Raw genomic sequence first — 13,658 nt, 5'->3', positions numbered from 1 at the left:
TAAGGATTTCCTGACATTATTCTCTCCCTATACATTATTCGGAAGCTGGATACGTTTCGCTAAATCAAACGCCGTATTTTTCACCTTATCTAACTCAAGTATTTGGGCCATCGATGTTAATCCCTCTAGTATCATAGATATTTGCATACTAAGAGGTTCAGGACCATGAAGAAGCTCCAGATCATTTTCTATTTTAGTTAAAAGTCTTTTCTTATGTTCTCTACTTAGAGAGGCAATTTCTTCGTTTATACCTTCGTATTCCTGCTTCGCCCTTAAGAATAAACAACCATTGGAACCATCCATTTCTATCCAATCAAGGTGTCCTGTCATTAACGATTCTACGTATAGATTGACGCCATGATCCATATCAACTGTAGCTTCCAACATTTGAAAATATTGTTTTTCTCTTTGCTTTAATATTTCTTGGATTAGATCTTCCTTCGATTTGAAATGATAGTACATGGTCATTGTTGCTACTCCCGCTTGCTCCAACATATTTTTTACACCAATAGCGTGAAAACCATGTTGATAAAATAACGTTTCAGCTGTGTTCATGATATCTTCTTTCTTCTGTGATTTTGTCATATAACAACCTCCATATATAACGTTCATTATAAATACTAACATAGTATTTTTTCTTATAGCAAGAATGAACGAAGCATATGCTATTTAAAAACTCTACTTTCTGGATATTTTTTAATAAATCCCTTTTCGACTAATTTAATAATTTCACAAACTGTACTAAACGTTCTTACTGTAAAATCATAATCAAGTTTACCATTCGTGTTAACTGAATCAAAAGATAACAAAGACTTCAACTTTTCATTCATAAACGGTCGGATATCATTTCCTAAAGTATGAATCATCTTATTCCTTACTTTTCTAATCATATTAAGCTTATCCCAAAGTTCATCTTCAAATTTTATATTAAGTTCTCCTTGTATAAAGAATAGATACTTGTTAATATAAGGAATGTTCTCCTTTCCTAAAATCATTTTTTTATTTTCCCTTCGTGCAACTGCATTTGCTATGTTATTCAACGTGCTTTCCAAAAGACTAAATAAAAGCGCATTAATGGACATATAGAAGTATTCATCAAAGTATTTATTTATGCTCCAATATGCATCAAATTGTGCATCCTCGTATTCAGTCGAAGTATTAGAAAAATTAACAGTGTTTAATTTCCCTTCAGTTTCATTTATAAAGGGGCTGTTGCACAATCAAGTAACTGATTGTGCAACAGCTTTTTTTGTGTATACACAAAAAAACAGACCACAAAGGGTCTGCTCTCATGTATTATTAATTTATGACTAATAAAACAATAATACAACCCCAGTATACGCAAACTGCAGCAAATTATCAATTATATTTACCGATGGATGTAGAAGAAATGATTCCAATGGATGATTCGGTCCGACTCCACTGCCTCTTATGTGAAAGGATGGATTATAGAGAACTATTACAGGCATACGCTTCCAAAGGGAGAAAACCGGCAGTTGATCCAGTCATTCTATTTAAGGTCATCACCTACGCAGCTTCGCAAAAAATCTATTCTTCCCGGGAGATCGAAAAAGCTTGCCGCCGGGATATCAATTTTCGTTGGCTTCTTCAGGGTATGCAGCACCTGACCATGCGACCATCAGTCGATTCAAGCAAAAATATCTGACCGATACCGTGATGGAACAGCTCTTCTTCCAACAAGTCGTGTGGCTCTACGAACAAAAAGCCATTACCAGAGAAACATTCTATATCGATGGCACAAAAATCGAAGCGTATGCCAATCGGTATTCTTTCGTATGGAAAAAGGCAATCACCAAACATGAAGCTAAGATGTACGCCAAATGGCAAGCCCTTCTGGAACAGATCAATACGACGTACTGTCAGCTCTTCACAAGTCCCTATGAAGATTATCATCTGAAGAAGTTTCGTACACGAGGAACAAACAACGTGAAAAACGAGCTTTTGATTCTGGCATTTGGTTATAATCTTAATAAAATACATACGAAAATCCAAGCTGATCGCCTAAACCTCTATTATCATCCATTAAAGACAGCTTAAAAAATTTTTTAAGGCGAGGCTTATTTAAGTGCGTTAAAAATCTACCAATTTTCCTTTTATCACCAAAAATAAAATAATGAATCTTAAAATGAGCAATCTCATATAGAAAAAAGAGCTGTCAGCAAATGCATAATATGCATTTTGCGACAGCTCCATTTTATTTGTTTCTAAATATGTTTTTAATGTATTTACCTTATCCTGAAATTCCCAAAACTCTTCATCATTACAAAAAGGAATGTAATAATATTCAATATTGATTTGTAATTCCACTGCATCCCCATATTCACCTTTAGCATATTCCAACAAGTCTTGTTGTTCTTCTTTTGACATCTCGTCCCATTCTTCTTGGCTCTGTTGTTCATAAGACTTAAATGTTATAAGATGTGAGCCTCCTAACGTTATACAAATTTATCCTAATGAAGCTGATATGGCAATGCCTATAGCAATCCAAGCTCCCATACTCATCGATTCGTCCCTTGTCTTTCCATTCTTAGGTTGTCACTTTGTTCCATCATTCAATAAATAAAAGGAATCAATTTCTTTGTCTTCTTCTCATATTCCTTGAATGCCTCCCCGTACTTGTCCCTTAAATACCGATCATGTTCGGGAATATTAAAAAAAACAAACATTATAATCAGAAATATGGGTATTATCCCGGACCATAAATTTCTCGTTAACAAGGCAAAACCAATCACCCAGACCACATCCCCGAAATAATTGATGTGAACCGCATACTTGAATAAGCCCCCGGTGTAGAGCTTACCCTTATGTTGCTCGTCTTTTTTCCATTGATCTCGCAATAGTTCAGCCAATGTATTAATCACTGATCCCGCCAAAAATAGGAAAACAGCGATTCCATCTAGCCAATCCAACGGAATATTCCGGACAGCACCCAGCATCGAAAATCCAATATAATATAACGCAAATGCCAAAGAAACTGTGACAGTTTCCTTCCAGGTTACCCCCCTTTTCAATAAATAAAGGACCATAAAACTCATGCGGACAAAGATAACCAGACAAAAACCGAACAACAATATCTTTCGGTGAAGATTCCCACCCGGCAAATGAAAGATTTCATTCCCGTTCAGAAATAAAAACCAATACACAAATACAAGAAAAATACACTCGCTTGCCACAATCGTTATCCTTTGCGACCAATATTGACCAGTCAGTCCATACATCAACCATCCTCCTCACTTGCTAAATGGCTCTTATGTTTGAGGGTTAATACGGATTCCTGATTTGCACTTCGTTTATGGAAAAACAACTGTTTTGCCAATTTCAATAAAAGCAAACTTGCATTTTATTCCCATCAAGATCAAAAACATCGAAAAATGTATTTGATCCCTCGCTAACAATCTCCGTCAATTTTACCCCTTTTTCAGATAAGTTCTGATGCGTTTCCTCAATATTTGATGTATAAAAAATTGGATATATTGCATTGTTAGATACTACTTCTTTTTCTTCAATGGTCAAAGGAATACTCGAATCACCCAAGCTCAAAACTGCGTAATTATGTTCCTGAAAAACAACTTTTAAGCCAAGCTTTTCACTATACCATTGTTTAGCTTTCATAATATTACTCACACCAAGGCAAACCGTGTCAACACTTTCCAACATACTCATACCCATCAACCTCCCCATGAATTTTGCTGCATAATATAAGTTCGACAGAAATTTTTAATATCCTGTTCGCTTTATCATGGCTTTCAATCATCTGGTTCTTTTGCGGATGAAAACAATAATTCGCTTTCAAATAATCTCTTACCTATATTCAGGATCCGCCCAAGGTTGGATACGTACTTTTATAAGCTGATTCGCCAAATCAAGAAAGTTAAATCATCTAACTTTAACATGCGATGGAATATCATTTCTCTTTTAAACAAGAACCCCCAGCCATATAGCTGTCCCAAAAGCCAGAAAGAGCAACTTTTTCTCATGATCTGTTACATTCTCCACATCGTCCATATCCATTTTGATAACGAGATAAATTGCATAAAACAAGAAAACCCCGGCTCCCATTGCTCCAACCGGACGCGTCCAAACCATCCAAAAAAGCAGCAAACCAACAAAGATAAAATAAACCATGGCAGGTAGTTTAACGCCTTTTGCTCCAAACTTATTCTCTGTCCACACAACGGTCGTTTGCTTTACGGGCACTGCGTTTCGATCCGCATGTCGATCTGGAATATGATGAACCATTACCCAGGCCATACACCAAATTGCGTTAATAAGTGCATTTTGCCATGCCCAAATGGGTACTTGTCCAAGCAAAATCCAGGGGGCAGCAATCCCGAGTGCCAGCATCGTTGGAAATAAACTGAGCCACTCCCCCACAAACGGATAGTAAGCGAATTGGAATGGCTTTATCGAGTACGATATCGCTCCCCAGATTCCAACAAAGGTTAATACAGCAAATTCTGCAAGTCCGAGAAAAGCAAATAATAAAGCGATGATAAATAAGACAGCCGTCATCCAAATACCTAATTGCTTCAACATCCTTACTGACATTGTACCTGTCTTTAATACGCCGCTTCCTCCCGAAAGAATACCGGGACTATATTGGTCTGTTCCCGATTGATAATCAGCAATATCATTCAAGGTATGGGTCAGCATGCCATGAATACACACAGCACCCATGAATAATATAGAAGCAACAGCCACCACAGCACCTGCTGACAAATTCGTATAAAATAAAAGCGGCAATACGGTCGATAAAATGGCTGCTATACTAGAAAACACAACAGCAACAAGACGTAATAACGTAAGAATGCTTTTCCGGGTTATCACTGGTTGCGCTGGTATCATTGTCATCATCCTTTTATAAGATTGGATTCATTTTCACTCGAAAACAAGGTATCACCATATCATTTCAATGATCAAGGGTTATATTCATAAAGTAATGACCATAATTATAAAAAGCGAACAATATTGATTGAAAATGCCCATAGGCCATAATATAATTTAAAAAAATGCCTTTATTTTAAAATAATGGGGGTTATGATAATGGTTTTCATTGCCTTTTTCATTTTATCTTCTGCTGCTCCAACCCATTTCCTAAGCAATACGATACAGTATCAACTAAAAGCCGAATATGTGTAATTTAGACTAATACATTCCCTCTCTTATCAAGAATACTTTTCAATACATATAAGTTCTTACTTACAGATTTCTTTATATTGTTTTGCATCATTTTTATTATTATTCTATTCCGGACTGATGACTTCATTTCTACCTTATTGATTAACAATGTTTTTTGGTTTTGCTGTTCTAATTCATATGCCATCGTATAAGAAAAGATATTTCCAGATGCTTCAAATACTAATTTTTCACTTGGTCGACATTCAATAATTTCTATTTCTTCAAATGATTGTAACCCTGTATTTCTTAATAGATGATAGTTGGAACCAACTATATTGTTTTTTGACTCTATTTTTGTTATTTCTGTAACTGCATAATTCCATACAGTGAAATTTTCAATGTTTGCAAGATATTGGAATACGCCTTTTGCATCAGATGCAATCGTCAATGTATTACTAAATCCAATCATTAAACTTCCTCCCTTTTTGAAGCGTGAGTATAGAAGATGTCACTCATTTATATTATAGCCCCGTTCTTCAAATTTCTGTTCAAATGGAGTATCTATTAATAATTTACTCAAAATTTGGTTTGATACCTGCAATTCATCTTTTGTATAAATCTGCTGAAGCAGCGTATACATATTAGCTTCCGCCTTAATGATCAACGAATATTTTTCATGCCCTAAAGATGTAAGTACTAGTCTAATAAAGCGAGAATCATTTTCATCTCTAACTCGTTCTATGAGTTGATCTTTGACCATTCTCTCAACTAATCTTGAAGGGCTTCCTTCCTCACATATTAACAATCTGCCTAAATCCTTTAGAGTCATATTTTCTTTATTTTTTAAGATACTTATTACTTCCGCCTGAGAAGGTGTAACTCCTATTTCTTTGAGGTACTCCTTGAAAAGTTTGTTTCCTTGTCTCTGTACTGCTAAGATGAGATATCTGAATTTTTCAGCCTCTTTTAAGTTTTTTTCCATTTATTTTTTCTCCTTATTCTATAATTGTAGATTTTATTTTTGAATCATGATTTGCAACGACCCCAATGCAGTCTCTTTCAGCCGAAAAAGCTTTCAACCACTTCAAAGAATGGTAGGCCTCCTTTCTATTTGTTGTTATTCCTGGTAATATCATTTCCCTCCAAGATTTTTCTGAATAACCCACATCGCTCGCTAAAACTAGCCACCCATTCTTCATTTTAACTAAAATAGAAACCATCCCGTCACTATGGCCAGGTGTATAAACTAAATATAACGTTTTGTCACCAAATAAATCATATCCTTTTTTATAAGGCCCATATGGTATATCCATTAGTTTAAAAGTGTCAATTGAAATATTATCCCACATGGATTTTATGTAACCTATCTTTCTTTGAGCAGCCTTCCATTCAATTTCACTAGTAAGAATTTTCTTGGCATCCTGTACATGCCTTAAGCCACTAACATGATCGGAATGCAAGTGCGATAGAATAACAAAGTCTAAATCCTCACTTTTAACTCCTAAACAATGAAGCTGTTCAGCTATTGATTCGCCTTCCAGAAGTTCTCCTTTAAACATAGAATAAGTAAATTTCCCCAGATGTTTTCGTTGATTCAATCTCATTTCTTCATGCCAACCTGTATCCACCAAAATTAAACCTTTTGGATGCTCAATCAAATAAGAGGACACAGGTACCCACATTTTCTTCTTTTTTCCCCTCAACCAACCTGTATATGGAGCTGGATGAGCACTCCATTCTTTATAAGCTAAAGCACGATCAATAAGAACTTTACCCGTATGCAATATATGTACTTTCACTTAATAACCTCCTCACAAATTAAATGACACATCATCTATTAAACATAATATTAGATGACATGTCATTTAATTTCAAGTAATAGGTGCTACTTACCATGTTATTAAGGTGGCCCCTAAGTAAATCTCCTCGTAATTTTAGAATGCCCAAAAATTATTAGTACGATCATTTCCATGCTTGCCGGGATACTACGAACTTTCGGGTTTGAGCAAATAAAAATGAGCATTTGGCCTGGAATGGACCTCCCAATTCCTTTAAGTATTCTTTAACATTCTATTTATTTTTCACCATATCATTACGATATAGCTATTATCCATTTCATTTAGAGAACAATCCGCAATTATGAATGATGTCATCTGTTCCTAGTAAAGTAGATTCAGCAATTCCTATGTTATTTTCTTTCATAAAAGACTGTACCACTTGGAATCCTACTGCATAGCCAGCGCAGAAGGGAAGCCCTACAGGTTGATACCCTTCTTGTGCTGCAATTTCATCACCAAACATATAGCTGCTCACTTCCGCAAACCCTCCTACATTAAGAGCTTCTCCAATAATTTCGATGGAATACGCTAATTCCTCTTTATCCATGCTGGTAACCCAAGGTCCTAAAACGTCTTCTCCATAAAGCTCTTTTGCAAATGATTCTGCTAACCCTTCTATGATTAGGTAGTCACCGACAGTAACGTTCCCATGATCCCAATCAAAATAGGAAAACCGGATATTATGATGAAATTCATGTGCAATTACAGCAGGAATTTTAGGGATATTATAGGAATTGGGGTAAATAGCCACTTGAATAAATCCGGGAATCCCGCCAAATCCACAATAACCTTTCTGTAATTCCAGCTTTTTCGGATCCGCTATATACATTCCAAATCTCAATGCTTCAGCATTTATTTGTAAATGATTATCCTCCATAAATTCAACACAATGATTCAAAGTGTTTTGTACTGTTTGAAGGGCTTGAATTTCTTTTAGATTTTCTAACGCGTTTCTTCCCGTTTGGGTTTCCGATACCTTAAGATAGCCAAGCATAGTTGTAGCCATTATTACATCATATCCGTTAGGTTGCTTCGCTTTTAATGGAACATTAATCGTATTCCACATCTTCTCAAAGGGTTTCATCATTGAATAACGAAAATAATTTTCTCTATCCTCTTCCATTGAAAACATTTTTTCGTATTGTTCCATTGTATCCTCAATTAATATTTTCATTGCAACCACCTTTTCGTACCTTCTTCTATTCGTACTATAAGGCATCACGTAACGTAAAGGTCAATAGAAAAAAGCCACATTTCGTAAAATGGGAGGCATACAACGAAATGAATGATTTCCCTACTTTTCCGGAAAAACCGTATTGTTCTCTGTTTGATGTCTAAAAAAAGTAGCAAACCAACCAAGATAAAATAAAACATGGCAGCGAGCTTCACTAGTTATAACCCCATACCCTACCTATATTTGTTTGCTTAAACTTAACAAATCAAGCATTTTATTACGTAATACCTTCTCTTCTTCACTTCCAGTCGTCTCCAATCTAAGAATTGGCACATCATACTTCTGTAATATTGCATCTTTCATCGCATCCCTTTTAAGCTGATCCTGATCATTTGCATGAAAAGCGTAGCCATCGACTTCTACTACCAAGACCGGCATTTTATCCATCTTGTTAAAGATCAAGAAGTCCGTATGTGTTCGTATATTCAAGGCAAATTCACGCTCTGCTTCCGTCAGCTTATTCGTGTCTTTAAGCAGCATTCTTAATGGCTGATGAAGCACATAATCCAGCGTTTGAAACGAATCTTCTTCTAACACCTTTTTGATGACAACGTTCATTAAATTTTCTGAATTATATTCTGAAACTTTTTTATGTTTCGTTAATACCTCCATTAATTTATCATGATAATCACGATAAAGCAGGTCGAATACTGAACGTATTTGACTTTGCACAATTTTAAAATTCCGGTACGTAATATACCTAATTAAATCGCCAATATTTGTACCGTGCCATTCTCTACTCCCTGCTGCCACAACAACAACTAGTTTTTTCACAGCTCGTGAAACTGCTACATTTATCAGGTTGGCATTATCGACAAAGTCATCTGCTTTTACATTGTTGGCAACCGTAGAAAGGATAATGATATCTTTTTCTCTTCCTTGATATTTGTGAACCGTATCTGCTTCAGTATTGTCTATCGTCGTTTGCTGCAACTTATTCGCCTGCAAACGAAACGGCGCAACAATGCCCACAGACGTATCTTCTTCCAATGTAAGTTCAGTGAAAACCTCTTGTGAAATTACATCAATTTGTCGCTGGTTCACCGTTCCCCTAGCATGATCACCTGTCACCGTCTCATATACAACAAGAGGGTCTTGGTCCTCATTTTCCTCCGTTAAAACAACGAGCTCATCATGGTAAAACTTTTCATTGCAAAATCCGATAATCTGCGGATGACAGCGATAGTGCTCTTTTAATAGCGTCGTAGCCACTGTATCGAATAAGGCATGGACTGAAGTCAGCAAACTATGATCGGCATAATGATATGCAGAGTTAAGATTATATGTATTAAAAACGTTCGTCGTTTTCTCTTCCACATCCTGAGTTACAACATTAGGAAGCTGCTTTTCATCCCCGACAATCACCGCTTTTTTCGCACATGACATTACCAAGGCACCTGTGACTATATCAACTTGTGAAGCCTCATCAATTAAAACATAATCAAATAAATAATTGCTCGGAACATTGTTACGTAACGAGTGAGTTGTACTTAAAATGATTGAATATTCATCCGTAAAACGTCCAAAATCTTGCCGTAAGATGTCTGGTGAAAATCGTACCCTTTCCTTCTCTAATCCATACTTATCAGCTAAACTAGCCTTAAATAACTTCATCGAGTTCTCACTAAACGTCTGCATAGCATGATCAAAATCAAACTGATCGAGTTTACTGGCAAGCTTCTCGATTGCATCTGTTAATTCGTGTATCTTCACTTCATAATATATTTTCTGCAAGTACGAAACCACGGTTTCAGGCGAATAACGATACAATTTAAAATTATATATCCCATACACAAATAAATTGATCACCTTATTCTTAAATGGATACTTGTCTTCTTTGATTGTTTGTTCATATTCCACTAAAAATCGCAACACTCTATCCGCATTCAAACTCAGGAAAGACTTTAATTCAGGCTCCTCATTTTCCAGAGGAGAATAGTATTCTTGAAAATATTTATACTCTAGTTGGATTCTTGATAAATCCCGAGTTAAAATAGCTTTTTGCTTTTGAAATTGCAGCATTTGATCCAGTTTAGTTTGTGACTCTCGCAACTCATGCCGTATCGCCTCAAACGCTTCTTCACCCAACACCCAGTCACTCATATCAGGGTATGCGCCACTTTGCTCATTAAAAAATTTTTCTTTATTTTTACTGTTTCCAAGAAAAGCTGCAATAAATTCTATGCCATATTTCTCAAGTTTCTCAAACACATTGGACGTAGCCGAATTATTGTTTGATACAACTGCGACTACTTTGTTGTTTATAATTGCATTAGCAATGATATTTAAAATTGTTTGTGTCTTTCCTGTCCCAGGAGGACCTTTAATGATGCTCATTTGTTCCGTCATTGCCAAGTTCGTTGCTTCCTTTTGACTCTCATTAAATCCAAACGGAAAAATTAATTCCGGGGATTCTCTCTCCTCATCAGCAAGGGAATTCATTCCCAAGTACGTAGTTAACACACTTCTCGGACTGATGGAATCAAGGTTGTTGTATTGTTTCTTCAACAAAGATACTTCCTCGTCTCCGAAATAGCCTACATAAGCCGCTAATTCCTTTAAATACGTAAAACAATTGCTTACTCCTTGGTCTGTAAGAGCATTTTGTTCCATTGAAAGGGCTGAGCTAGGGTATATTTTTTGCGCTCCATTTTTAAAAATTACTCTCTTGTATGGACCGAAATCTAATATTTTCTTAGAACTTCCAAGTGGCTGGCCATTATAGTAAAGTATCATCTTTTCTGTGCCTATTTCTGTCGGGTCGTTTACGTTTACCACATTCTTTTCGCTGTACCTGTACACCTTATCAGTATTATAAAACTTAATATTCCATTTACCATCACTGAACGTGCATGATTCAATTTGCTTTGTTTTTTCCTCGTTTTTTATTAAAACGAGCTCTTTTTCTATATCCAAGAATTACTGTCCCTTCTGAGTTAATACATTCCATCACTATAGAATCCGATTGCGGAATTGTTGCAATTTTACTTGCCAATGTAATCATATCAAAATTTATTTCAGGACGACAATATATATTGATACTAGATTTGCCTGATTGACCTTCTGTAACTACTAAAAGTGTGACAACACATACTTTTAAGAAACCCCTTATTCAAATACCATCATTTCTCCGACATCTGTAAATCCAAATCGCTTATAGATACTTTTCCCATCATCCGAAGCCTGTAATACAACTGGTTTTTGTTTATCCTTTGTTTGAGTTAGAAGAAATTGAAACATTTCACTGCCAATTCCTTTACCTCTATATGCATCTTTTGTCATCACATCATAGATGCCATAACTATCTTCGCTTTCTATTAATAAACCGGTAGTTACAGGCCTTTCATCTATGCATCCAACAAACATCTCAACTGCTGAACCTAATTTTCGTTGTGAAAACGTATTAAAATAACTTTCTAATGCATCTTTTTCTGATGTTCCTTCAAATAAGCTCATAAATACTGCTATATAGTTTAAACGTTCTTCATTATTGCTCACTTTAGTAATCGTAAGCTGATGGGAAATTCTTGGCCCAACATGAAGTGTATTATCCAGTTTCATCATGACATTCCGTTCCGTTTCTTTTAGGTCATATGCTTGTATAAGTTCTTTCCAATCATCGTTTACATACTGAGCATCAATCCAAATACTAAAGGGATACGCTTTATCAAAAAAACGATCGATTCCATGTCTAATCTTAACTGCATTTATGATATTGGGAGATTTCGGCAATAATACATTGAATGTATCAGTAGGAATTTCTGTATTTGCGATGACGAAATCTTCTTCCTTTGTAAGTTCTCCACTAACTGCATGCGTAAATGCTGTTAATTTTTCTTCAAAATTGTCTATTACTAATTGGTGATTTATCATCATGTTTTTGCACCTTTCTCTTTAATATAGCGTGCTTCCTTTTATTAGTTCAGTATAAAACTATATTTCAAATGAAACCAATTTTTCAAGTAAAGAACTTTATTATTATGGAACAACTCTTAGTAATAGCAATTTCAACTTTGTCCCATATTTGTACCTTGATTGTATACTGTCGTTTATTGACACTATACCAAAATGAAGGAAAATAAATTGAAAGGCACCCAATATTATAATCTAATCAGGAATCTGATATAATGAAAAGAGGGTGGTGATTTTGATGTTAAAACAGCAAAACAATGAATCTCAGCGAAAATACGGCTGGGTTGACAAATGGGCCAGGATGACCGGTGAGCGAGCAAGAATTGATGCAAAAGTTAATAACACATATATTATATACGACAAAAATGGTGTGCTTGTTAAGGAATATCCAAATGGCAAAATTGTTCCCCTCCATGGTGAATCCTGATGCACACACATCAGCCAATACTCTTTGTGTTTGCAGGCAATAACGGAAGTGGAAAGAGTACTATTCGCAATTTAATTATCGATAACATTGGTGTTGACATTAACATAGATGCCGATTCTATTGCGTGACGATTGGATCCGAAAAATCCAACTACACAAAGAGTTACTGCGGGAAAAGAAGTTATTATGAAGAACTTTATTATTATGGAACAACTTTCCCCGCACGGGCCAGCCCTCTACCTTCACCCATCCAATCATTAACAAAAAACGTGCCAAAAGGTATATCCCGTATACTTCATAACACGTTCATGCTATACGACTTTTTTCGTTTTAAAAATAGAATAGTTATATCTTACGTGGGTTATAAAAAAGTTTGATCAGAATGGGCCAATAAAGCCTGATTCAATAAAAAGAGTTCTTAATATTAGGCCTTAACAACCCTTTGTTTCAACAGATCATCGCATCGCTCTTTGTGCCTTTGTTTAGCTTTTTGTTTTGAATCTCTCTCCTTCTCTGATTAAAAACTCTTTTCGCTTTTTACTTCATTTCAGACTTTCTTTTTTATTTTGTTCAATATCCTTTCCGATGGCTTCCTGAGCCTTTGTGGAAATTCCCTTTTGTTGCATTTCCTTGGGCACCTGTCGCTGATGACGTTTAGGATTATTTTTTTATCCCTTGGTTTCCTTTTGTACTTAATTCCTACTTGTTTACCTTTATCAATGACATCGATTAAATGGTGATTTACGAATTCTAACACTTCAGGATCGCTGGGATCCGGATCAAATACATAACGGTAAGCCTTCAATCTTTGATGATTCCGAAGTTCAATCACTCCAACCCAAAACTGACCATCAAAATAAACCGTCAAGATCACGACGATTTCCTCCTCTAATTATTAAAATTTATGGAATGATGGACATCCCGAGGAGGGGAAGATTACTGACATCAATATATCCACTGATGTACCCAGACTACCAACCGGATCGTGTTTTTTCATTCCGTGTTATATGTTAATTGTTGCTAACAAAAAAGCCCAATTTATTCGGCTCCCGCACCCATTAATTGAACCAGGGCTTATTTCGAGATGTGGACTTTATCAACACAAGTTT

Annotated in this window: 17 protein-coding genes and 1 pseudogene; 4 read left to right on the top strand and 14 right to left on the bottom strand. The window is 35.8% G+C overall.

The window, feature by feature from the left end:
- Positions 1-27: 27 nt before the first annotated feature.
- Positions 28-585, bottom strand: coding sequence for a TetR/AcrR family transcriptional regulator (locus KFZ56_RS02070; RefSeq protein ID WP_222639933.1), 558 nt, complete (start codon positions 583-585; stop codon positions 28-30).
- A gap of 80 nt (positions 586-665) precedes the next feature.
- Entirely contained in the window at positions 666-1,040 is a 375-nt protein-coding gene (locus KFZ56_RS02065; protein WP_222639932.1) for a hypothetical protein, read from the bottom strand.
- A 266-nt stretch (positions 1,041-1,306) separates the two neighbouring features.
- Here KFZ56_RS02065 and KFZ56_RS19950 point away from each other — a divergent pair, with 266 nt between their 5' ends.
- Entirely contained in the window at positions 1,307-1,666 is a 360-nt protein-coding gene (locus tag KFZ56_RS19950; protein ID WP_222639931.1) for a transposase, read from the top strand.
- Positions 1,576-2,058 carry a transposase gene (locus tag KFZ56_RS02055; protein WP_222644067.1) on the top strand — a complete coding sequence of 161 codons (483 nt, stop codon included), beginning with the start codon at positions 1,576-1,578 and terminating at the stop codon, positions 2,056-2,058. The genes KFZ56_RS19950 and KFZ56_RS02055 overlap by 91 nt, the downstream gene beginning before the upstream one ends.
- Positions 2,059-2,091: 33 nt before the next feature.
- Here the strand turns inward: KFZ56_RS02055 and KFZ56_RS02050 are convergent, their stop codons facing one another.
- From KFZ56_RS02050 to KFZ56_RS02005, 10 genes are all read right to left on the bottom strand, one after another.
- The gene (locus KFZ56_RS02050) at positions 2,092-2,388 is read right to left on the bottom strand and encodes a hypothetical protein (RefSeq protein WP_222639929.1); all 297 of its coding nucleotides are present in this window, start codon (positions 2,386-2,388) and stop codon (positions 2,092-2,094) included.
- A gap of 185 nt (positions 2,389-2,573) precedes the next feature.
- A complete protein-coding gene (locus tag KFZ56_RS02045) occupies positions 2,574-3,239 on the bottom strand; it encodes a DUF1295 domain-containing protein (RefSeq protein WP_255584768.1) in 666 nt (221 codons plus the stop codon).
- 100 nt (positions 3,240-3,339) lie between these two features.
- The gene (locus KFZ56_RS02040; protein WP_222639928.1) at positions 3,340-3,684 is read right to left on the bottom strand and encodes a VOC family protein; all 345 of its coding nucleotides are present in this window, start codon (positions 3,682-3,684) and stop codon (positions 3,340-3,342) included.
- 252 nt (positions 3,685-3,936) lie between these two features.
- Positions 3,937-4,866 (bottom strand): prenyltransferase, encoded by a 930-nt coding sequence (locus tag KFZ56_RS02035; RefSeq protein ID WP_222639927.1) that lies wholly within the window; start codon positions 4,864-4,866, stop codon positions 3,937-3,939.
- Positions 4,867-5,161: 295 nt separating this feature from the next.
- Positions 5,162-5,608: an SRPBCC family protein gene (locus tag KFZ56_RS02030; protein WP_222639926.1), complete on the bottom strand. Its 447-nt coding sequence runs from the start codon at positions 5,606-5,608 to the stop codon at positions 5,162-5,164.
- Between the two features lie 39 nt (positions 5,609-5,647).
- Positions 5,648-6,121 carry a MarR family winged helix-turn-helix transcriptional regulator gene (locus KFZ56_RS02025; RefSeq protein ID WP_222639925.1) on the bottom strand — a complete coding sequence of 158 codons (474 nt, stop codon included), beginning with the start codon at positions 6,119-6,121 and terminating at the stop codon, positions 5,648-5,650.
- A 13-nt stretch (positions 6,122-6,134) separates the two neighbouring features.
- The gene (locus KFZ56_RS02020; RefSeq protein WP_222639924.1) at positions 6,135-6,938 is read right to left on the bottom strand and encodes an N-acyl homoserine lactonase family protein; all 804 of its coding nucleotides are present in this window, start codon (positions 6,936-6,938) and stop codon (positions 6,135-6,137) included.
- A 316-nt stretch (positions 6,939-7,254) separates the two neighbouring features.
- On the bottom strand, positions 7,255-8,151 hold the full coding sequence (locus KFZ56_RS02015) for a DUF2268 domain-containing putative Zn-dependent protease (RefSeq protein WP_222639923.1): 897 nt from the start codon (positions 8,149-8,151) through the stop codon (positions 7,255-7,257).
- Between the two features lie 237 nt (positions 8,152-8,388).
- Complete coding sequence (locus KFZ56_RS02010) at positions 8,389-11,127, bottom strand: DEAD/DEAH box helicase (protein ID WP_222639921.1); 2,739 nt, start codon at positions 11,125-11,127, stop codon at positions 8,389-8,391.
- Between the two features lie 192 nt (positions 11,128-11,319).
- Positions 11,320-12,087: a GNAT family N-acetyltransferase gene (locus KFZ56_RS02005; protein WP_222639920.1), complete on the bottom strand. Its 768-nt coding sequence runs from the start codon at positions 12,085-12,087 to the stop codon at positions 11,320-11,322.
- 274 nt (positions 12,088-12,361) lie between these two features.
- On the opposite strand from KFZ56_RS02005, the gene KFZ56_RS02000 reads away from it, so the two are divergent.
- Both KFZ56_RS02000 and KFZ56_RS19425 read left to right on the top strand, forming a co-directional pair.
- The gene (locus KFZ56_RS02000) at positions 12,362-12,550 is read left to right on the top strand and encodes a hypothetical protein (RefSeq protein ID WP_222639918.1); all 189 of its coding nucleotides are present in this window, start codon (positions 12,362-12,364) and stop codon (positions 12,548-12,550) included.
- Complete coding sequence (locus KFZ56_RS19425) at positions 12,550-12,678, top strand: hypothetical protein (RefSeq protein ID WP_255584765.1); 129 nt, start codon at positions 12,550-12,552, stop codon at positions 12,676-12,678. The genes KFZ56_RS02000 and KFZ56_RS19425 overlap by 1 nt, the downstream gene beginning before the upstream one ends.
- A gap of 413 nt (positions 12,679-13,091) precedes the next feature.
- Here KFZ56_RS19425 and KFZ56_RS19945 read toward each other — a convergent pair whose 3' ends face one another.
- Positions 13,092-13,175 (bottom strand): hypothetical protein, encoded by an 84-nt coding sequence (locus KFZ56_RS19945; RefSeq protein ID WP_375540689.1) that lies wholly within the window; start codon positions 13,173-13,175, stop codon positions 13,092-13,094.
- A gap of 65 nt (positions 13,176-13,240) precedes the next feature.
- Positions 13,241-13,423, bottom strand: a pseudogene (locus KFZ56_RS19940) (DUF2992 family protein); the annotation flags it as partial.
- Positions 13,424-13,658: the final 235 nt, after the last annotated feature.

This window comes from Virgibacillus sp. NKC19-3 (assembly GCF_019837165.1).
In the GTDB taxonomy this organism is placed as follows: domain Bacteria; phylum Bacillota; class Bacilli; order Bacillales; family Amphibacillaceae; genus Virgibacillus_L; species Virgibacillus_L saliphilus.
The sequence above is the reverse complement of the archived record's forward strand: the minus strand, read 5'-3'. Positions and strand labels throughout refer to the sequence as shown.

Bases quoted from the DNA above. Each gene is read 5' to 3' on its own strand.
- KFZ56_RS02070 (WP_222639933.1), bottom strand. From the start codon at position 585: ATGACAAAATCACAGAAGAAAGAAGATATCATGAACACAGCTGAAACG.
- KFZ56_RS19950 (WP_222639931.1), top strand. From the start codon at position 1,307: ATGACTAATAAAACAATAATACAACCCCAGTATACGCAAACTGCAGCA.
- KFZ56_RS02050 (WP_222639929.1), bottom strand. From the start codon at position 2,388: ATGTCAAAAGAAGAACAACAAGACTTGTTGGAATATGCTAAAGGTGAA.
- KFZ56_RS02045 (WP_255584768.1), bottom strand. From the start codon at position 3,239: ATGTATGGACTGACTGGTCAATATTGGTCGCAAAGGATAACGATTGTG.
- KFZ56_RS02040 (WP_222639928.1), bottom strand. From the start codon at position 3,684: ATGAGTATGTTGGAAAGTGTTGACACGGTTTGCCTTGGTGTGAGTAAT.
- KFZ56_RS02035 (WP_222639927.1), bottom strand. From the start codon at position 4,866: ATGATACCAGCGCAACCAGTGATAACCCGGAAAAGCATTCTTACGTTA.
- KFZ56_RS02030 (WP_222639926.1), bottom strand. From the start codon at position 5,608: ATGATTGGATTTAGTAATACATTGACGATTGCATCTGATGCAAAAGGC.
- KFZ56_RS02025 (WP_222639925.1), bottom strand. From the start codon at position 6,121: ATGGAAAAAAACTTAAAAGAGGCTGAAAAATTCAGATATCTCATCTTA.
- KFZ56_RS02015 (WP_222639923.1), bottom strand. From the start codon at position 8,151: ATGAAAATATTAATTGAGGATACAATGGAACAATACGAAAAAATGTTT.
- KFZ56_RS02005 (WP_222639920.1), bottom strand. From the start codon at position 12,087: ATGATGATAAATCACCAATTAGTAATAGACAATTTTGAAGAAAAATTA.
- KFZ56_RS02000 (WP_222639918.1), top strand. From the start codon at position 12,362: ATGTTAAAACAGCAAAACAATGAATCTCAGCGAAAATACGGCTGGGTT.
- KFZ56_RS19425 (WP_255584765.1), top strand. From the start codon at position 12,550: ATGCACACACATCAGCCAATACTCTTTGTGTTTGCAGGCAATAACGGA.
- KFZ56_RS19945 (WP_375540689.1), bottom strand. From the start codon at position 13,175: ATGCAACAAAAGGGAATTTCCACAAAGGCTCAGGAAGCCATCGGAAAG.